Origin of the sequence: Sphingobium scionense (assembly GCF_014197035.1) — a bacterium.
In the GTDB taxonomy this organism is placed as follows: domain Bacteria; phylum Pseudomonadota; class Alphaproteobacteria; order Sphingomonadales; family Sphingomonadaceae; genus Sphingobium; species Sphingobium scionense.
Genome location: NZ_JACIEU010000008.1, coordinates 173059 through 192410, shown reverse-complemented (window position 1 = coordinate 192410; position 19352 = coordinate 173059). Strand labels below are relative to the sequence as shown.

Here is a 19352-nt window from a genome sequence, read left to right as displayed (position 1 = left end):
TCGCTAACGCAGCGCCATGACCAAGACCAGCACCAATCATGACGCTCTGGCCCTGGCCGAGCGCCTGCTCGCCTGCCCCTCCGTCACCCCGGCCGTCGGCGATGTCTTCGCCGAGCTGGAAGCGATGCTGGTCCCGCTGGGTTTCACCGTAGACCGTTTCGTCAGCGGCGAGGCACCGGATGGCCCGGTCGAAAATCTGCTCGCCTGGCGCACCACGGGCGCCGGCCCACATTTCGCCTTTGCCGGCCATCTCGATGTCGTCCCGCCCGGCCATGGCTGGGCCAGCGATCCCTTCACCCCGGTGGTGCGCGGCGACCTGCTCTATGGCCGTGGTGCGGTCGACATGAAGGGCGCGATCGCCGCCTTCGTCGCGGCGCTGCACGAATTGCCCGACGCCCTGCCCGGCACGATCAGCCTGATCATCACCGGCGACGAGGAAGGGCCGGCCACCTATGGCACGCTGGCGCTGATGGACCGGATGGTCGCGCATGGCCTGCACCCCGACATGTGCCTGGTCGGCGAACCGACATCTTCGGCCCGACTGGGCGACGTGGTGAAGATCGGCCGGCGCGGCTCGGTCAACATGTGGATCAAGGTGGCGGGCACGCAGGGCCATGTCGCCTATCCGCACCTGGCCGACAATCCGATCCCGGCGCTGGTCCGCATCCTCGCCAGGGTCGACGCGGAAGTCCTGGACGCGGGCACCGACTGGTTCCAGCCCAGCAATATCGAGATCACCGATCTGGAAGTCGGCAATCCGGCCCATAATGTCATCCCGGCCGCAGCCACTGCGCGCATCTCGATCCGCTTCAATGACCAGCATAGCGGTGCGTCGCTGATCGAGCGGATCAGCGCGATCGCGGCAAGCGAGGGCGGCAGCGTAGAGGCCAAGATCAGCGGCGAGCCATTCCTGACCCAGCCGGGGACGCTGTCGACGCTGATCGGCGATGCGATCCGCGACGTGACCGGCCTGGAGACCGAATTGTCGACAACAGGCGGCACGTCGGACGCGCGCTTCCTCTCGCGCATCTGCCCGGTCGCCGAATTCGGCCTCAACAATGCGACGATGCACAAGCTGGACGAAGCGGTCGCGGTCGCCGACCTGCACGACCTGACCCGCATCTATACGCTGATCACGGAACGGGCGCTGCGCGGGTGAAATGCGACGCGACAGTGCGAAGTTCATAGTGTCGTGAGGCTGTTTTGGGCCATTTGCGCCGAAAAAGTCACTGGCACGCGCGTGTAACGCGACAGTTGTGCGACACCGACGCGATATCAGGATCACCCTGACGCGCCATTGAAACGACAGTGAAGCGACAGCCATGCGCCGATAGCGCATCGGCCCATGCCGGATCGGGGAGCGTTAGCCTCTGCATCCGACAGGATAGATCATAAAAGCCCGCAGTAGGACAGGCCGCCCGATGTCATGATGGGGTGGTTTCCTGCCATTCCGCTCCCGCCTGCGGGAGGGGGAACCGTCCGCTTATGGTCGCTTCCTGCCATCAATCCTTTGCTTCATTACCACCGCCCAGGCGGTCGATGATGCGGGTGACGCCCATGTCGGCGGTGACATTGCCGACGGTGCGGAAAATGTCGGGCACTGTTTCCACGGCCAGCAGCAGCGGCAGTGCCTCCACCGGGACGCCCATGGCGAGACAGATGGGACCAGTGGTGGTGAAGAAGGTGATCTGGCTGGGCAGGCCGACCGCCGCCAGGCTGACGATCGCGGCGACCGCCACGCCCAGGATGATCTGCACCGGCCCCAGCGCCACCCCGTTCATTGCCGCCACATAGAGGGCGACGCCGAGATTAGCCGGTGGGCTGGTGATGCGGAACAGCGAAATGGCGAGCGGCAGGACGATGGAGCGGGTGCTTTCGCGCACCGCCAGCGGGCCGTCGCTCGCCGCGATCATCGCCGGCAACGAGGCGATCGAGCTTTGCGTCGAGAAGGCGATGAGCTGCGCCGGCAAGGCCGCACGGGCGAAGCGACGGGGCGCGATCCGCCCCAGCAGGATCACCAGCGGATAGACCAGCGCCGTTACGGCCAGACAGATCAGGACTATGAAGCCGATATAATGGAGCAGCGCCCCGGCGGTGGCGAGGCCGGAGCGACTGCCGGCGACCAGTGCCAGCGCGAAGACGCCGATCGGGGCCAGCCAGAGCACCCAGCCGACGACGATGAGCAGGGTATCGACCAGCGCGGCAAGAAAGCCCGTCAGCGCGGTGCGCCGCTCCTCCGCCACGCGTGTCACGGCAAAACCGAAGACGAGGGCGAAGAGGACGACGGCAACCACCTGCCCCTCGGCCGCGCTGCGGATCGGGTTGGCAGGAATGAAGCCCAGCAGCCATTCGGCGGACGGACGGACGCCGGGCACCTCGCTTGCCGCACTAGCCCCGGTGAGCGCCCCCACTGCGCCAGCCGGCACGGGCCAAAGTTGCAGCAGCAACGGCCCCAGCAGCGCCGCGACAGCCGCAGAGGCCGTGAGCAGCAGCGCAAAGAGGATCAGCGTCCGAGTCGCGGTGCCGCTGCTCCTCGCCGTGGTCGCTGCCGAGGCGATGCCTGTCACCAGCAACGCGAAGATCATCGGGATCAAGGGCATCTGAAGCCCGTTCAGCCAGGCCTTGCCGATCGGCTGGGCGATATCGACCACCGTCGCATCCAGTGCGCCACCACATTCCGACAGGGCGATACCGCACGCAAGTCCCACGACCAGCGCAATCAATATTCTGACCGTCAACGACATGCCCATTCCCCCTGATGCGTGACGGCATCACTTCCCTGCCGGCCAACCTAAAAGCTTGCAGGCAAAAAGAAAGCCCGGCGATCTGACGGACCGCCGGGCCAAAATGGTCTGGCTGGGAGCCGACCGTATCTCTGCTGCTCAGCCCTTCTTTTCGGGCGGCAGGGTGATCTTCACATCCTCGCCATTCTGGCCGGGGAAATTGGTGAACATAGCGTCGATCAGGTTGGGCACCAGATAGGTCAGCTTATTGGACAGCGACTGGGCGCTGGCCTTGCCCTCGAACAGGCGCAGATTGTCGGCCGCGCGGTCGATCTTCATGCTGAGGTCGCTGGTATAGACGGTGTAGCTCGACACATCGTTGAAGCCGGCACCGCCGAACAACCAGGGATCATAGAAGCCATAGCCCCAGGGGCGTCCCCAGCGGCCATAGCCCCACCCACCGCCGAAATAGGGGCTCGGACCGAAGCCGCCGGTCGAACGCACGCGCTCACGGCCATTGTCGACATCATAGGCGACACGCACGATCAGGTCAGCCTTGGCCGGATCGTTGGCAGCGACATAGCCGGTCTGGGCCAGACGCTGACCGACCATCTGTGCATAATGGGAAAATTCGAGCCCACCGGCGAGCTTGGGATCGTCGGCAACGATCGTGTAGCTCTGCCCCGCAGGCGCGGGAAGCTGCTGGAAACGGGCGACGTCCGCCTTGAACGACGTGGCGCAGCCGGACAGCCCAACCAGCGCCAGCACGGGCGCTGCAAAAAGACCGATCTTACGGAAAGCTTTCATGTTTTCACGTCCTGAATCAGGCAGATGCCTGTTACTCTTCTTGCGCCCGGCGATAGCAAAACGCAACTGAACATCGCTTGAACGCACCAACCCGTCGATTGGACGCATGCCATGTCCGGTCATTCAAGGGACGGAGCGGCCAGGCCCATTCCGTATGCCGGCCACAGGAAGCCGGCTCTTTGCCCGCTTCCTGTGACATTGTGGCATCAGTCAGCGCATCAGGCCCATGGCGTCATAGGCCGCGCGCAAGGTCGGTTCGGCCGCCGCCGTGGCCTTGGCCGCGCCCTTGTCGAGGATTGCGTCGAGCGCGGCATCGTCGGTGCGCAGTTCCAGAAAGCGCTGGCGCATCGGCCGCAGCGTTTCGACCAGCAATTCGCCCAGCGCCGGCTTGAACGCTCCAAAGCCCTTGCCCGCGAACTCGGCACAGACCGTATCCGGCGTGCTGTTCGACAGGGTCGCGTAGATGCCGACGAGGTTGTTCGCCTCCGGACGACCGGCCAGGCCCTCAGCCGTTTCGGGCAGCGGTTCCGGATCGGTCTTCGCCTTCTTCACCTTGGTCATGATCGCATCGTCCTCGTCGGTGAGGTTGATGCGGCTCAGGTCCGACGGGTCCGATTTGGACATCTTCGCCGTGCCATCGCGCAAAGACATGATGCGCGCAGATTCCTTGGGGATGATCGGTGCCGGCAGGGTGAAGATATCGGCGCCGAAATCGGTATTGAACTTGGTGGCGATGTCACGCGACAGCTCCAGATGCTGCTTCTGGTCCTCTCCCACGGGGACATGGGTCGCCTGATAGAGCAGGATGTCGGCCGCCTGCAGCACCGGGTAGACGAACAGGCCGACCGAGGCGCCCTCGCGATCCTTGCCCGCCTTATCCTTGAACTGGGTCATGCGGTTGAGCCAGCCGATACGTGCGGTGCCGTTCAGCAGCCAGGCAAGCTCGGCATGGGCCGGCACGCGCGCCTGGTTGAAGAGAACCGAGCGGTCCGGATCGATGCCCGATGCGACCAGCGCGGCGGCCATGTCGCGCACGTTGCGGATGCGCTGCTCGCGCCCTTCATGCACGGTGATCGAGTGCATGTCGGCGAGGAAGAAGAAGCATTGCGAATCCGCGTTTTTGCCGTTGTTTGCCATACCCGCTTGCGCGGCCATGGCGGGCATCTCGTCCTGCATCTTCACCCAGTTGCGGATCGCGCCAAGGTAGTTGCCAAGGTGCAGATTGCCGGTGGGCTGGATGCCGGAAAGGACGCGCATTACTCTCTATCCATTCTGTTGGTTGGTAGTGGTGCCTCGCCGGCGCAGCAGCGCCTTGAGGTCGGACAGCCGATAGGCGCCGGTGACGAAGCATGCCAGCCCGTACAGCGCGACGCCCGCGCCGACAAGCAGGGCCAAGCCGATATAGCGGCCGACCATCGGCCCCGAGAGCATCGGGTCGAGCACGCCCTCGCCCGCCCAGAGCGCCAGCCCCATGACGATGGCCGCCACGGCAAGACGTGGGATACGGCGGCGCAGTTGCGGGTCGGCGGTGAAATGGCCGCGCGCGACCAAGGTGCGATAGAGCATCGCGACATTGACGGTCGAAGAGAGCGCGGTCGCGAGCGGCGGGCCGATATGGCCCAGGGTCGGGATCATCGCGAGATTACCGACGATGTTGATGGCGATCGACAGCATCGCATAGCGTACCGGCGTCCTGGTATCGCCGCGCGCATAATAGCCCGGCGTCAGCACCTTCACGAGCACATAGCTGGGCAGGCCGATCGAGAAGGCGGACAGCGCCCAGCCGCAGCGCATCGCGTCCTCCGCGCTGAAGCGGCCATATTGGAACAGGCCGCGCACGATCGGTTCGGCCACGGTAATGAAGGCGACGGTTGCAGGCAGGGTCAGGAACAGGGCCAGTTCGATGCCCCGGTTCTGCGTCTCCATCGCCGCCTGATCCTCGCCCTTAGAGAGCATGCGCGAGATGGTGGGGAGGAGGATGGTGCCCAGACCTATGCCGATCAGGCCCAGGGGAAGCTGATTCAGCCGGTCGGCATAATAGATATAGGTGATCGAGCCCGAGGCGAGCAGCCACCCCGAGAGCGCAGTCGAGATCAGCAGGTTGATCTGCGAGGCGCCGGCGCCGGCGGCGGCCGGCACGATCAGGCGCAGCAGCTCGCGCACATCGGCGTCGAGGCGAGGGCGCTTGAGCTTCATCGAGACGCCCGCCCGCTTGCAGGCCCAGATCAGCCAGAGCAGTTGCAGCGCGCCGCCGACCGTGACCGACATGGCCTGCACCCGCGCTGTTTCATATTCGTCGGCGCCGTGGAAGAACCACAGGCCCGCGATCATCGCGACATTGAGCAGGATCGGCGCGGCGGCATTCACCCAGAATTTGTCGAGCGAGTTCAAGATGCCGCCCAGCAGCGAGGCGAGGCTGATCAGCGCCAGATAGGGAATGGTGATGCGCGACAGGGTGACGGCGAAGGCAAACTGGTCCGGCGTCGGATTCTGGCGGGAAAAGCCGCCGGACAGCGCCCAGGTGATCGGCCAGGCCGCCGCCAGCAGGACGATCGTGAAGAGGATGAGGACCGGCAGCAGCACGGCGAGGGCGCGCTCGGCGAAATGATAGCCCTCGGCCATGCCCCCCGGTCCGGCCGCCTTCCTGTTGAAGAGCGGGATGAAGGCGGCGGAGAAGGCGCCCTCGGCAAAGAGGGCACGGAACATGTTGGGCAGGCGGAAAGCGACGCCGTTGAAGGCGTCCGATGCGAAACCGGCGCCGACATAGCGGGCGGCGAGCGAATCGCGCACCAGCGCCAGCACCCGGCTGGCGAGCGTCAATCCGCCGACCGAGCCAAGGGCCTTGATCAGTTTCATGCGCCTGCCCTCCATGCCGTTCGGGCTTCGACAGGCTCAGCCCGAACGGACATAGAGGTCATTGCAGGGTTCAGGCGTGACCGGCCGGCTCGCCTGTCGTCACCTGCATCTGTTCCGCCTGCTGCAGATAGAGCGCGCCGAAATCGATCGGATCGAGCAGCAGCGGCGGGAAGCCACCGTCGCGGATCGCGTCGGCCAGCACGCGGCGGGCGAAGGGGAAGACCAGGCGCGGCGCTTCGGCCAGCATGAAGGGCTGGATCTGATCCTCGGGCACGTTGCGCATGCCGAACAGCGCCGCATAGACCAGTTCGGCGGCAAAGGCGGTGCCCTGTGGCGCCACGGCCTTGACCTCGATCTTCAGCGCGATTTCCAGCACTTCATCACCGACGCGGTCGGCACCGATGTTGAACTGGACGTCGATCTGAGGCTGATCCTGCCACTGATAGACCCCGGGGGCGTTCGGGTTTTCGAACGACAGATCCTTCACATATTGGCTGATCAGCGCGATCTGCGGCGCGGTGTCGGCGCCATTGCCGGTCACATTGGTCTGGATGGTGTCGGCTTCGTCGGCCATTGTCCTCAAATCCTTGCTGATCGTTCGTTGCTCAAAGGGCCGGAACAGCCCCCGATATCGATCCGCGCGCTTAGCAGTGGCGAAAGATCAGGGCAATGGCGCCCGATATGGAGCATGATGCGCCGATCGCCGGCCCGGGGCGGCAAGCCGATATTTGAAGTATCGTGCAAACATGCCTATGTTGATGGAACATCATCCCGAACAAAGGGTATTTGCCTCCGTGTACGTGATCGTCATCCTCGCCATGATTGCCGGCTTTCTGGCACTGCGGCTCTATTCCGTTCTTGGAAAGCGGACCGGGCATGAGCAGGAGCCTGCCCCGCGTCCGGCCGAGGAACGCGCCAAAATTGGCGTGATGCAGCCGCGACAGATGCCCGAAATGACGGGCGATTCGGTTCGCCTGGCCGAAGGGCTGATTACCCCGGCGGGCGAAGCGGGCGTGCGCGCGCTGATCAGCGCCGATCGCAGCTTTGACGTGCCCCAATTCGTGGAAGGCGCCAAGAGCGCCTACAAGATGGTACTGGAAGCTTTCTGGCGCGGCGATCGCGATGAACTGGCCTGGCTGTGCGATGCCGATGTGCTGGCATCCTTCGAGGAAGCCATCGCAGCGCGTGAAGCCGAGGGCCATGTGCTCGACAACCGCCTGGTGCGGATCGAGAAGGCGCAGATCGTGGATGCCAGCGTCAACGGCCGTATCGCCGAAGTCTCGCTGCGGTTCGAGGCAGATATCGCCGCCGTCACCCGCGACAAGGATGGCAATGTCGTCGCCGGCTCGCTGACCGATGCCGTGGGCACCAACGATATCTGGACCTTCACCCGCGACCTGCGGAGTGCAGACCCCAATTGGAAGCTCAGCGAAACCGACGAGGCGGCGTGAGTCTGCGTCATTCGGGGGGCGCGCTGCTTGCGGCGCTGATGCTGTCCGCTTGCGCGGGCGGCGTCATTCCGCCATCGGCCAGCGGCCCTGCGCCAAGCCGGCCGAACAGTGGCAGCGATGGGGCGACCCGGCCGGTTCCGGCCACGCCCCGCCCCACCCTGCCGCCGAAATTGCCGACCGTGTCACCCAGCGACCTGCCCACGGACCAGGCCAATGCCGCTGGCCTGGGCGTCACGCCCGGCCCCGACATCGCCAGCCTGATCCCGTCCGGCGAGCGCGCGCGCGCCGCTTTGCAGGCCTTCCGCATTTCCTGTCCGACGCTGATGAAACGCACCGACCAGAGCGGCCTGACGCGTGGATCGGATTGGAACAGCGCATGCAGCGCGGCGTCGAGCTGGCCCGAAGCTACCGCCGCCGAGTTTTTCTCCCGCTATTTCGAGGCGGTGCAGGTGAGCGACGGCGCCGCCTTCGTCACCGGCTATTATGAACCGGAAATCGCCGGATCGCGCACCCGCCAGCCCGGCTATCAGGTGCCGATCTACCGCCGCCCGGCCGAACTGATCGACGTCAACCTCGGCCTGTTCAGCGACAGCCTGAAGGGCCGCACCATCCGCGGCAAGGTGCAAGGCAGCAATTTCGTGCCGTTCGACGAGCGATCGCAGATCGTCGAGGGATCGCTTGCCGGGCGCGGACTGGAACTGGCCTGGGCGGCCGACCCGGTCGAGTTCTTCTTCCTGCAGGTCCAGGGCAGCGGCCGCCTCACCCTGCCCGACGGCGCCGTGATGCGCATCGGCTATGACGGGCAGAATGGGCGCGACTATACCGGCATCGGCAAGCTGATGAAGGATCGCGGTCTGATCCAGGCCGGGTCGATGCAGGACATCATGCAATATCTGCGCGCCCACCCAGCCGAGGGCGCCGCGATCATGAACGAGAATAAGAGCTTCGTCTTCTTCCGCGAACTGACTGGCGCAGGGCCGATCGGCGCGCTGGGCGTGCCGGTAACGGCCGAGGCGACGGTGGCGGCCGATCCCAAATATATTCCGCTTGGCGCCCCTGTCCTTTTGTCGCTCGACCGGGCCGAGCCCAATGGCATCTGGATTGCCCAGGACACGGGCGGAGCGATCAAGGGCGCTAACCGGTTCGACAGTTTCTGGGGTGCAGGCGCCCGCGCGCGGGGCATTGCCGGCGGCATGTCCGCCCGTGGCAGTGCATTGATATTGCTGCCGATCGGGTCCGCCGCGCGGCTGGCGCGCCCGTGATCGCACGCCATGCGACGCCGGACCCTATCTTCTGAAGAGCAGGCGCTCTGGGGCGCATTGACGCGCTCGGTCCGGCCGCTTCGACCGGGACTGATGCGCCCGTCCCTGCCCGCTGCCGCGCCAGTCCCGATCCCGGAAACACGGTTAACGCCCCAGCCCCCAAAGGCGGTGCCGATTACCCCGGCGCGGACGCCCGCTGCCGTACTCGACAATGGTTGGGAGAAGCGGATCCGTAGCGGCAACATCGCCCCCGATATGTCGATCGACCTGCACGGCCATAATCTGGCTGGCGCCCACGTCAGGCTTAACCAGGCGCTGGCAACGGCCCTGGCCCGTGATGTGCGGGTCCTGCTGGTCGTGACCGGCAAGCCGCCAAAAGCCAGCAGCCACGGGGATTCGAGCCGGCGCGGCGCGATCCGCGGCGAGATCGGCCATTGGCTGGAGACCAGCCCCTATGCCGATCGCATCGCCAGCGTGCGCATCGCCCATCCCCGCCATGGCGGCGATGGCGCCATCTACCTGATCCTGCGCCGCAAAAAATGACGTATTTTGCGCAGCCACTGACCTTTTCTTAACCACCGTCCTTCATATCCATCTGATCCAGCAGCACCGATTATCGGGGGCTTTGAGCAGGGCAGGGAGGCACATGCAGGGCGTGACAGTGAAAAGCCGCGCTGCTGCCTTCGCCTGTGCGGCCGGTGCGCTGGTCTTCATCCTGTCACTGCTATTGGGCCATGGCGCAGGTGACGATCTGGTCGATGTCGGCCGATCCCTCATCATCGCTATATTGTGCGGCACGATGAGCTGGGCTTCAGCCCAGCGCACCATCGCCGCCACCGCGAGCGCCATCGACACCGCGACGGAGCGGCTACTGGCCGCCGCCCATGGCGATCTTCATTCGCATGTCCCGGCCGAAATCGGTCTGGAACTGCCCGACCTGTCGGTGGCGATGGAGAGCCTGTTCAGCCAGGTCCGCACCAATCTGGACCATGTCCAGACACTGGCGCTGTTCGACCAAGTGACCGGCCTTGCCAACCGCACCAGCTTTTGCCGTCAGGTCGAACGCTTGCTCGCCGAACGCTGTGGCGCGGGACCGGCAGCTTTGTTCTTCATAGATCTGGACGGATTCAAGGCGGTCAACGACACGCTGGGTCATGCGGCCGGCGACCAGTTGCTCGCGCGCGTGGCGGGCCGGCTGCGCGAAGTGGTGATGGCGCAGGTCAGCGCTGGTCTGGGCGACGCCGTGATCGGCCGCTTGGCCGGCGACGAGTTCACCATGTTCTTCCCTGTCCTGCCGAGCCGCGATGCGGCTTCACGCATCGCCCGCGCCATCCAGTTCGCGCTGGGAGAGCGATTTGAACTGGGTAGCCAGCATGTCGACCTGGGCGCGTCGATCGGTATCGCCTGCTATCCCGACCATGGCGACAGCCTGTCCGCGCTGCTGCGATCGGCTGACATCGCCATGTATCATGCCAAGCATGAGGGGCGGGGCCGCGCCGAGATGTTCACCGCCGAACTGGCGCTAGAGGCGGCGGATCGCGCCGAACTGGAACGCGACCTGCTGCTAGGGCTGGAGCGTGACGAATTTCTGCTGGAATTCCAGCCGCAGATCGAAATGAGCCATGGCGGCGTGGCGCAGGCGGTCACGGCTGAGGCGCTCGTGCGCTGGGTCCATCCCGAACGCGCGCTCATCATGCCCGGCGCGTTCGTGCCCGTTGCCGAGGAAAGCGGCATGATCGTCGCGCTGGGCGACTGGGTCATGAGCCGGGTATGCGAGACCGCTGCGCGCTGGGCGCGATCGGGCGTGCATCAGCGAATCGCGATCAACATCTCGACCCGCGAACTCGCGCAGGCCGATTTCTTCCTGCGCCTGCGCCATGCGATGGCCACGCACCAGACGCCGCCGCCCATGCTGGAGCTGGAGATCACCGAATCGCTGGCGATGGACATGGACGAACGCGTGCTGGGCCAGATCCGCGCGCTGCGGCAGGAAGGCGTGCGAATCGCGATAGACGATTTCGGCACCGGCTATTCCAATTTGGCCCGGCTGCGCGAGCTGCCGGTCGACCGGGTGAAGATCGACCGCAGCCTGGTGCGCGACATCGCCACCTCCGCGGAGGCGCGGACGATCTGCAGCGCGGTCGTCGGCCTGATCCAGGGGCTGGGCATGGAAGTGGTGATCGAAGGGGTCGAGACACAGGCGCAGATGGACATGCTGCGCGTCATCGGCTGCACCCTGTTCCAGGGCTATCACCTCGCCCGGCCGATGGGCGAGGCCCAATATCTGGATCGATATGCAGCCGCGCCCACCGTCGAACCGACGGAACGACGCAGCCTCTAAGCCGGACGGTTCAGGGCAGGCGACGGGCCGACAGGATCTTCACCACGGGCTCCAGCATCTGCCCCTTCATCACGCCATTGCCGGCGGTGGGTGATTTGGGACCGGCCTGGATGGCCTTCACGATATCCAGCCCCTCGACTACATGCGCGAAGACGGCAAAGCCCTGATTGTCACCGGTTGATTCGGGATGGGCATCCATCGCCGGCATCTTGCCGAGCACGATGAAGAAATCGCCGGTCGCGCTGCCCGGCGCATAACGGGCCATGGACAGCGCCCCATCATCATGGGTGAAGCCCGTCTGGCTGGTCGGCTCATGCTTGATCGGCGGCAGGACGCGCTTGGGGTCATTCTGCGTCCCGCCCTGGATGAAGCCGTAGTCCGGGCCGCCGACGGCGCGGTAGAAGACGGTGCCGTCGAACCGCTTCTGATCGACATAGCGCAGGAAATTGCCGGCCGTGACCGGCGCCTTGTCGGGATGAAGCGCCACAACGATACGCCCGGCACTGGTATCGAGCGCCACCCGCACATCGCTTGAGGCAAAGGACGTTGGAGACTGGGCCAACAGCGGGCCGGAGGCCAGCGCGGCGAGGAGGAACAAGGCCAGGGTGCGGATCATGGCATCAAGCCTAGTCCAACCACCCTGCCCTGTCAGCCCATAGTATCAGCCCATGGTGAGGCCGTTATCAGCCTTCCAACTGGCGCATCAGGGCGCGGACGTCGGCGTCCATGTCGGGATGGCTTTCGCGCAGCTTCTCGATCGTGCGCACCGCGTGAATCACCGTGCTATGATCGCGTCCGCCAAAGGTGCGGCCGATTTCCGGCAGCGAACGCGGCGTCATCTTCTTCGAGATGTACATCGCCACCTGACGCGGACGGGCGACCGCGCGCGCACGGCGCTTCGACTTCATTTCCGACAGATCGATCTTGAAATGCGCGGCACAGGCCTTCTGGATCTCGTCGATGGTCAGGCGACGCACATTGGCGCGCACCGCATCGGCAAGCATGGTCTGGGCAAATTCCAGATCGATCGAACGACCGGTCAGTTGGCCATAGGCAACCAGCTTGTTGAACGCGCCTTCCAGTTCGCGCACGTTCGAGCGGATCGAACGGGCCAGGAAGTCGATCACTGCGTCGGGCACCGGCGGATCGCCGGCATGGGCGCGGCGCCCCTCCAATATGGCAAGGCGCAGGTCGAGACCGGCCGGACGGATATCGGCCACCAGGCCGCCCGCCAGACGCGACAGGATGCGCGGATCAATGCCGTCCAGCATCTGCGGCGCCCGGTCAGCGGTCACGACGATCCGGGCACCGGTGTCAATCAGGTCGTTGATCGTGTGGAGAAATTCTTCCTGGGTCGAGCCCTTGCCGGCGATGAACTGAATGTCGTCGATCAGCAGCAGGCGTGCGGCGCGCAGGCGCGCCTTGAACGCCATCGTCTCATTCGCGCGCATCGCGTTGACGAATTCGACCATGAAGCGTTCGGCCGACATATAGAGCACCGGCGCACTGGGCGAATGGGCCGAGAAAGCCCGCGCAATCGAGTGCAGCAGGTGCGTCTTGCCCTGGCCGGTGCCGCCATGGATGAAGAGCGGCGTGAAGCGCGGTTCAGCCTCGCCCGCCATCGCCAGCGCGGCCGAATAGGCAAGCTGGTTGGTTTCGCCGGGCACGAACTGGTCGAAGGCGTGGCGCGGCTGGAAATTGCAGGCGACGGTCGGCGCAGCGGCAACGATCGCCGGCGCCGTCACGGCAGCAGCCACGTCGCGCTTCACCTCCAGCAGACGCGGCCCCGACGAGTCGGGCGCGCGCCGCAGACGCACTTCGCGCACGCCGGCACCCGAGCAGCGCCAGGCCATGCGCAGGCGATCGCCAAACTGGCCGGAAACGAAATTCGCGCTGAAATCCGACGCAAAATGGAGATCCAGCGTCTGCGAATCGGGGCAATAGTCCCCCAGGCGCGCAGGCTTCAACCATTGGTCGAACATGCGCGCGCCGATGTCGCGGCGCAGACCGGTGCGAATGGTCGTCCAGGCGGATTCCAGGCGGGCCATATCTGCCACTGCCTCTCCGTCCTGAATTCCAAGCACCGCCGCATTATCCTTCATTGAATGCTGCCCCCAAAAAACCAACAAAAATGCCCCATGGGCACGACTATCGGACGCAACAAGATGGTTCGAAAAAGCGCCCCCGCCTTTCCGAGTCTGATACATCAACTGACATTATGACGACCGCCAGGAAGTGATTCGATCAGCGGCCGGAGGATCAAAATAGACAGGGGCGCTTCACCGGATCAAGGGCGCGCCGCTTCAAAAAACTGAAATAAAGACGTTGACTCGGGAATCCGGCGGAAAACCGCAGATTCACAAATTATGACTGTTTTTCAGTATATTATGAGACAGAAATTTTGCCAGGAGCGCTCGAATCGTGGGAAATTGGCGGGTCGCCAAAATGACCGATCCGTGACTCCAGCAGAAAAAGCCCGCTCCGGCGATCCGGAGCGGGCTTTTCAGATAAGCGGGTAGCTTAACGTAAGGCTTAGGCGATCGCGCCGACAGCCTTGGTCAGGCGACCGAACTTACGAGCGGCCGTGTTCTTGTGCAGAACGCCACGGGCAACGCCGCGGGCCAGTTCGGGCTGGACAGTCTGAAGCGCGGTAGCAGCAGCATCCTTGTCACCGGCGAGGATGGCGGCTTCCACCTTCTTCACCAGGGTGCGGATCCGGCTGATGCGGGCGCCATTGATCGCGGCGCGACGCTCATTGCGACGGATGCGCTTCTTGGCTTGCGGCGTATTGGCCATTCTATTCCTCGGTTCTCATCAAATCTCGGGAAGAGGCCCGTCGGATTCGCCAACCAGCCTCGTGAAGGTGCGCCCCTTACAGCTGTTCCGGAGTGTCGTCAACCAGCGAGGCCCCCGCTATTTCTGGCATTTGGGGCAATAGAAGGTCGATCGCCCCCCATCGACTCGGCGTTGCACGGTGCCGCCACAGGGACAAATCTGCCCTTCGCGCCCATAGACTCGCCATTGGTTGGAGAAATAGCCCAATTCGCCATCCGGCCGCGCATAATCGCGCAGGGTGGAGCCGCCGGCGACGATGGCGGCGGACAGAACCATACGAATCGCTTCTACCAGTAAAGTGAGTCGGGGCTTCGATATGCGCCCCGCCGCTCGAGTCGGGGCGATGCCCGCCATGTTCAGCGCTTCGCATACATAGATATTGCCCAGCCCCGCGACGATGCGCTGGTCGAGCAGCGCCGCCTTGATCGATGTTGCCTTGCCATCCAGCGCCTGCGCCAGATAGGCCGCGTCGAAATCCGGCCCCAAGGGTTCCGGCCCCATGCGGGTGAAGGGAGCATAGCCCTGCCAGGCATCACTGCGCACCAGATCCAGCGAACCGAAACGGCGCGGGTCGTTGAGCGAGAGAAGATGACCGCTGCCCGTCTCCAGCAACAGATGATCATGCGCCCCGATTTCCGCCGGATCGATTCGCCATCGCCCCGACATGCCGAGATGGAAGATCATCATGTCGCCGCGATCGGTTTCGATGAGGCCATATTTGGCCCGGCGCGACAGCCCCGTTACAGTGGCGCCGGTCATACGCTGACGCAGGTCTACTGGAATCGGGAAGCGCAGATCGGCACGGCGTGGCTCGACCCGTGTGAGGGTCGCCCCCTGCAGGACGGATCGCAGGCCGGAAACGGTGGTTTCGACTTCGGGAAGCTCTGGCATGGCTCCTATGTAGGATGCCGGAGAGCGCAGCGACAGGGGCGTTTACGCCCAACTCCCAACCCATGCCTTCGCGTCGAAATGGCGCGGGCACTGCACAATCACACAAGGGCGCGATTCACCGCATCGCGTGAGCGCGCATAGCGCTTCCATCTGGCACGATCAGGCTCTAGAGCGAACCGCATGAGCGAAACAGCATCCTTTGGCTATCGCGACGTCGATGCCGCCGAGAAGGCCGGCATGGTCCGCGCCGTATTCTCCAATGTCGCCGCCAAATATGATCTGATGAACGACGCCATGTCGGGCGGCGCGCATCGGTTGTGGAAGGATCAGTTCGTCAAGCGAGTGAAGCCGCAGCCGGGCGAGCAGATATTGGACATGGCCGGCGGCACCGGCGACATCGCCTTTCGCATGCACAAGCTGGGCGCGCACATCACCGTGTCCGACATCAATCCCGAGATGCTGGCGGTGGGCGTAGAGCGCGCGCAGAAGAAAGGCTATGACGGCCTGATCTGGTCGGAACAGAATGCCGAGACGCTGACGTTCGGCGATCGCGAGTTCGACGCCTATACGATCGCCTTTGGCATCCGCAACGTCACCCATATCGACATGGCGCTGCGCGAAGCGCACCGCGTTCTGAAGTTCGGCGGGCGCTTCTTCTGCCTGGAATTTTCGACCACCACCTGGCCGGGCTTTTCCGACGTCTATGACAGCTATTCGCACAAGCTGGTGCCACAGCTGGGCAAGCTGTTCGCCAATGATGCCGACAGCTATCGCTATCTGATCGAATCGATCCGCCGCTTCCCGCCCATGCCCAAGTTCGAGGGCATGATCCGCGATGCCGGCTTCGTGAATACCAAGGTCGAGCCGATCCTGGGCGGACTGGTGGCGATCCATTCGGGCTGGAAGATCTGACGCCCGCATGACCACCCACGCGACTCATATCTGGCGGCTCCTGAAATGGAGCCGGACACTCGCACGCCATGGCGCCCTCACTGGCATTGAACGCGATCCGCTGACGCCGACGCCGGTGCGCCGGCTGGTACGCCTGGCTCGCTTCGGCGCGCGCGTTCCCAAGCAGCCACGCTATGCCGATGCGTTCCAGTCGATCGGCCCCGCCGCGATCAAGCTGGGCCAGACGCTGGCGACCCGCCCCGACCTGGTGGGCGAGGAAGCGGCAAACGATCTGTTGCGCCTGCAGGACGCCCTGCCCCCGGTCCCGTTCGAGACGATCCGCGCGCAGATCGAGCAGAGTTTCGGCCGGCCGCTGGAACAGGTCTATGTCCGTTTCGACGAGCAGCCCGTCGGCGCCGCATCGATCGCACAGGTGCATCGCGCCGTTACCAATGATGGACGCGAGGTCGCGGTGAAGGTGATCCGCCCCGGCGTGATCGACCAGTTCAACCGCGACATCCAGACCTATGAATGGGCCGCCGCCCATATCGAGATGCTGGGTGGCGAAGTGGCCCGCCTGCGTCCGCGCCTGGTGATCGCCAATATGAAGCGCTGGACCGCGCGCGAGCTGGATCTGCGGCGCGAGGCGGCGTCGGCTTCGGAACTGGCCGAGGCGATGGAGGCGATGCCGGGCTATCGCATTCCCGCCATCGACTGGGATCGCACGACCGGCAAGGTCATGACGATGGAATGGATCGACGGCATCAAGATCTCCGATCGCGATGCGCTGATCGCCGCCGGCCATGACCTCAAAGACATCGCCGCCCGCCTCGTCAACGCTTTCCTGCGCCAGGCGATCGCCGAGGGTTTCTTCCACGCGGACATGCATCAGGGCAATTTGTTCGTGAAGGGCAATGGCGACATCGTCGCGATCGATTTCGGCATCATGGGCCGGATCGATCGGCGCGCGCGCATGTGGCTGGCCGAGATTCTCTATGGCCTGATCACCGGCAACTACAAGCGCGTCGCCGAGATTCATTTCGAGGCGCAATATGTGCCCGGCCATCATAATGTCGAGGAATTCGCCACCGCGCTGCGCGCCGTGGGCGAGCCGATGCGCGGCAAGCCGGCGAGCGAGTTGTCGGTTGGCGGGATGCTGGACGGTCTGTTCGCCATCACCCGCGATTTCGACATGCAGACCCAGCCGCATCTGCTGCTGCTGCAGAAGACGATGGTGATGGTCGAGGGCGTCGCCCATCAGCTCGATCCCGAAATCAACATGTGGGAAACGAGCGGCCCCTATGTGAAGGAATGGCTGCGCACCGAATTGGGGCCGGAGGCCAAGGCGGCCGACGCGCTGATCGAGAATTGGCGCCTGATTCAGCGGCTGCCGGCACTGGTCCGCCGCATCGAGGATGCCTTCCCGGAAAAGGGCGGCGCCCCGCCACCGCTACCGCTGGGCGACGTGAAGCTGATCCAGGTGGGCGGTGGCTGGCGCTATGGGCTGGTCGCGCTGCTGGCGGCGGCGATCGGCGCCGGGGCGATGGCCGCGGCCACGACCTTCTTCTAAGTCGGCGACCGGGCTGGACAAGTTCCGGTCGCACGACCAAATGTTGGCCATGACCCAGCGTGTCCTTCTCATCGTCTCCGGCGGCATTGCGGCCTATAAGTCGCTGGAACTGGTGCGCCAGTTGCGCAAGCGCGGCATCGCCGTGCGCGCGGTTCTCACCGAAAGCGCCCAGCAGTTCGTCACGCCGCTGAGCCTGGGCGTGCTGACCGAGGATCATGTCTATGGCGACATGTTCGACCTCAAGGAAGAGCGCGAGATCGGCCATATCCAGCTGTCGCGCCAGGCGGACCTGATCGTCGTCGCGCCCGCCACCGCCAACATCCTGGCCAAGATGGCGGCGGGCATCGCCGATGACCTCGCCACCACCATCCTGCTCGCCACCGACAAGCCGGTGCTGGCGGTGCCGGCGATGAATGTGCGCATGTGGCACCACAAGGCGACGCAGCGGAACCTGGCGCAGCTCCATGCCGATGGCGTCCACATCATGACGCCCGACGATGGCGAGATGGCCTGCGGCGAATATGGCAAGGGCCGCCTGCCCGAGCCGGAAGCGATCGCGGCGGAGATTGGGCGCCTGCTGGCCGCCCCTGTCCTGCCCGATCCGCTGGCGGGTCAGCCGGATTTCGCGGGCGCGGATGAGCAGCTGGCCGGACGGCATATATTGGTGACGGCCGGGCCGACCCATGAGCCGATCGATCCGGTGCGCTACATCGCCAATCGCTCCTCGGGCAAGCAGGGCTTCGCCATCGCCGCCGCCGCTGCGCGCGCCGGGGCAAAGGTGACTCTGGTGGCCGGCCCCGTGCATCTTCCAACGCCCGCGGGGGTCGACCGCATCGATGTCGAGACCGCGCGCGAGATGCTGGCGGCGGTGGAGGGCGCGCTGCCCGCCGATGCCGCGATCATGGTCGCCGCCGTCGCCGACTGGCGCACCGCCGACGCGGCCGAGCAGAAGCTGAAGAAGGACGGCTCCGGCCAGCCCGCGCCGCTTAGCCTGGTCGAAAATCCCGACATATTGGCGACACTGGGCCATCATGCCCGCCGCCCCAGCCTGCTGATCGGCTTTGCGGCCGAAACGCAAAATATCGCCGAACATGCGCAGGCCAAGCTGGTGCGCAAGGGCGCCGACTGGATCGTCGCCAATGACGTGTCCGGTGACGTCATGGGCGGCGACAGCAACAGCGTCCAGATCGTCACATCCGCCGGCATCGAAAGCTGGGCCGCCATGGCCAAGAGCGATGTCGCCACAAAACTCATTGAAAAGGTTGCCAATGCCATCTCCGCTGTCGCCGATTAATATCCAACTCATGCGCCTGCCCAATGGTGACGGGCTGCCCGTTCCCGCCTATGCCACGGCGCATGCCGCTGGCATGGATGTGGTGTCGGCCGAGGAGATCATCCTCAATCCCGGCGATCGTCATCCGGTCGCTACCGGCTTCGCACTGGCGATCCCCGAGGGCTACGAAATTCAGGTGCGGCCGCGTTCCGGCCTGGCGCTCAAGCATGGCATCACCCTGCCCAACGCCCCCGGCACGATCGATGCCGATTATCGCGGCGAACTGAAGATACTGCTGATCAACCATGGCGCCGATCCCTTCCCGATCAAGCGGGGCGATCGCATCGCGCAACTGGTGGTCGCGCCGGTTCAGCTTGCCAGCTTCGTCGAGGTGGATATGCTCGACGATACTGCCCGGGGACAGGGCGGCTTCGGTTCTACGGGAGTGTGAC

The 19352-nt window shown here is 64.8% G+C and carries 18 protein-coding genes; 9 read left to right on the top strand and 9 right to left on the bottom strand.

The annotated features are described in order from the left end of the window. Positions 1-16 precede the first annotated feature (16 nt). The gene (gene dapE / locus GGQ90_RS11465; RefSeq protein WP_188082289.1) at positions 17-1159 is read left to right on the top strand and encodes a succinyl-diaminopimelate desuccinylase; all 1143 of its coding nucleotides are present in this window, start codon (positions 17-19) and stop codon (positions 1157-1159) included. A gap of 343 nt (positions 1160-1502) precedes the next feature. Here the strand turns inward: dapE and GGQ90_RS11460 are convergent, their stop codons facing one another. From GGQ90_RS11460 to secB, 5 genes are all read right to left on the bottom strand, one after another. Then, the gene (locus GGQ90_RS11460) at positions 1503-2744 is read right to left on the bottom strand and encodes a dicarboxylate/amino acid:cation symporter (RefSeq protein WP_188082288.1); all 1242 of its coding nucleotides are present in this window, start codon (positions 2742-2744) and stop codon (positions 1503-1505) included. Between the two features lie 138 nt (positions 2745-2882). Next, positions 2883-3530 (bottom strand): DUF4136 domain-containing protein, encoded by a 648-nt coding sequence (locus tag GGQ90_RS11455; protein WP_188082287.1) that lies wholly within the window; start codon positions 3528-3530, stop codon positions 2883-2885. A gap of 210 nt (positions 3531-3740) precedes the next feature. Continuing rightward, on the bottom strand, positions 3741-4787 hold the full coding sequence (gene trpS / locus GGQ90_RS11450; protein WP_188082286.1) for a tryptophan--tRNA ligase: 1047 nt from the start codon (positions 4785-4787) through the stop codon (positions 3741-3743). Positions 4788-4793: 6 nt separating this feature from the next. Beyond that, a complete protein-coding gene (gene murJ, locus GGQ90_RS11445) occupies positions 4794-6386 on the bottom strand; it encodes a murein biosynthesis integral membrane protein MurJ (protein WP_188082285.1) in 1593 nt (530 codons plus the stop codon). A gap of 70 nt (positions 6387-6456) precedes the next feature. Continuing rightward, on the bottom strand, positions 6457-6960 hold the full coding sequence (secB, locus tag GGQ90_RS11440; RefSeq protein ID WP_188082284.1) for a protein-export chaperone SecB: 504 nt from the start codon (positions 6958-6960) through the stop codon (positions 6457-6459). 220 nt (positions 6961-7180) lie between these two features. On the opposite strand from secB, the gene GGQ90_RS11435 reads away from it, so the two are divergent. The 4 genes from GGQ90_RS11435 to GGQ90_RS11420 all read left to right on the top strand — a co-directional run bounded on the left by GGQ90_RS11435 (position 7181) and on the right by GGQ90_RS11420 (position 11440). Continuing rightward, a complete protein-coding gene (locus GGQ90_RS11435) occupies positions 7181-7837 on the top strand; it encodes a Tim44/TimA family putative adaptor protein (protein WP_188082283.1) in 657 nt (218 codons plus the stop codon). Then, complete coding sequence (gene mltA / locus GGQ90_RS11430; protein ID WP_188082282.1) at positions 7834-9099, top strand: MltA domain-containing protein; 1266 nt, start codon at positions 7834-7836, stop codon at positions 9097-9099. Before GGQ90_RS11435 ends, mltA begins: the two co-directional genes overlap by 4 nt. A 9-nt stretch (positions 9100-9108) precedes the next feature. After that, positions 9109-9642, top strand: coding sequence for a Smr/MutS family protein (locus GGQ90_RS11425; RefSeq protein WP_188082281.1), 534 nt, complete (start codon positions 9109-9111; stop codon positions 9640-9642). 103 nt (positions 9643-9745) lie between these two features. After that, positions 9746-11440, top strand: coding sequence for a putative bifunctional diguanylate cyclase/phosphodiesterase (locus GGQ90_RS11420; protein ID WP_188082280.1), 1695 nt, complete (start codon positions 9746-9748; stop codon positions 11438-11440). A gap of 10 nt (positions 11441-11450) precedes the next feature. Here GGQ90_RS11420 and GGQ90_RS11415 read toward each other — a convergent pair whose 3' ends face one another. From GGQ90_RS11415 to mutM, 4 genes are all read right to left on the bottom strand, one after another. Further along, positions 11451-12056 carry a peptidylprolyl isomerase gene (locus GGQ90_RS11415; RefSeq protein ID WP_188082279.1) on the bottom strand — a complete coding sequence of 202 codons (606 nt, stop codon included), beginning with the start codon at positions 12054-12056 and terminating at the stop codon, positions 11451-11453. A 67-nt stretch (positions 12057-12123) separates the two neighbouring features. Further along, the gene (dnaA, locus tag GGQ90_RS11410) at positions 12124-13542 is read right to left on the bottom strand and encodes a chromosomal replication initiator protein DnaA (RefSeq protein ID WP_188082278.1); all 1419 of its coding nucleotides are present in this window, start codon (positions 13540-13542) and stop codon (positions 12124-12126) included. 430 nt (positions 13543-13972) lie between these two features. After that, positions 13973-14236, bottom strand: coding sequence for a 30S ribosomal protein S20 (gene rpsT, locus GGQ90_RS11405; RefSeq protein ID WP_010335635.1), 264 nt, complete (start codon positions 14234-14236; stop codon positions 13973-13975). Between the two features lie 117 nt (positions 14237-14353). Then, positions 14354-15166 carry a bifunctional DNA-formamidopyrimidine glycosylase/DNA-(apurinic or apyrimidinic site) lyase gene (gene mutM / locus GGQ90_RS11400; protein WP_188082277.1) on the bottom strand — a complete coding sequence of 271 codons (813 nt, stop codon included), beginning with the start codon at positions 15164-15166 and terminating at the stop codon, positions 14354-14356. Between the two features lie 180 nt (positions 15167-15346). Between mutM and GGQ90_RS11395 the strand changes: the two genes are divergently transcribed. From GGQ90_RS11395 to dut, 4 genes are read left to right on the top strand one after another with little or no spacing between them, the layout of a single operon-like run. Beyond that, positions 15347-16078 (top strand): class I SAM-dependent methyltransferase, encoded by a 732-nt coding sequence (locus GGQ90_RS11395; protein WP_125997215.1) that lies wholly within the window; start codon positions 15347-15349, stop codon positions 16076-16078. A 7-nt stretch (positions 16079-16085) separates the two neighbouring features. Beyond that, positions 16086-17627 (top strand): 2-polyprenylphenol 6-hydroxylase, encoded by a 1542-nt coding sequence (gene ubiB, locus GGQ90_RS11390; RefSeq protein WP_188082276.1) that lies wholly within the window; start codon positions 16086-16088, stop codon positions 17625-17627. A gap of 49 nt (positions 17628-17676) precedes the next feature. Next, on the top strand, positions 17677-18921 hold the full coding sequence (gene coaBC, locus GGQ90_RS11385; RefSeq protein ID WP_188082275.1) for a bifunctional phosphopantothenoylcysteine decarboxylase/phosphopantothenate--cysteine ligase CoaBC: 1245 nt from the start codon (positions 17677-17679) through the stop codon (positions 18919-18921). Continuing rightward, positions 18896-19351: a dUTP diphosphatase gene (dut, locus tag GGQ90_RS11380; RefSeq protein ID WP_188082274.1), complete on the top strand. Its 456-nt coding sequence runs from the start codon at positions 18896-18898 to the stop codon at positions 19349-19351. The genes coaBC and dut overlap by 26 nt, the downstream gene beginning before the upstream one ends. Position 19352: the final 1 nt, after the last annotated feature.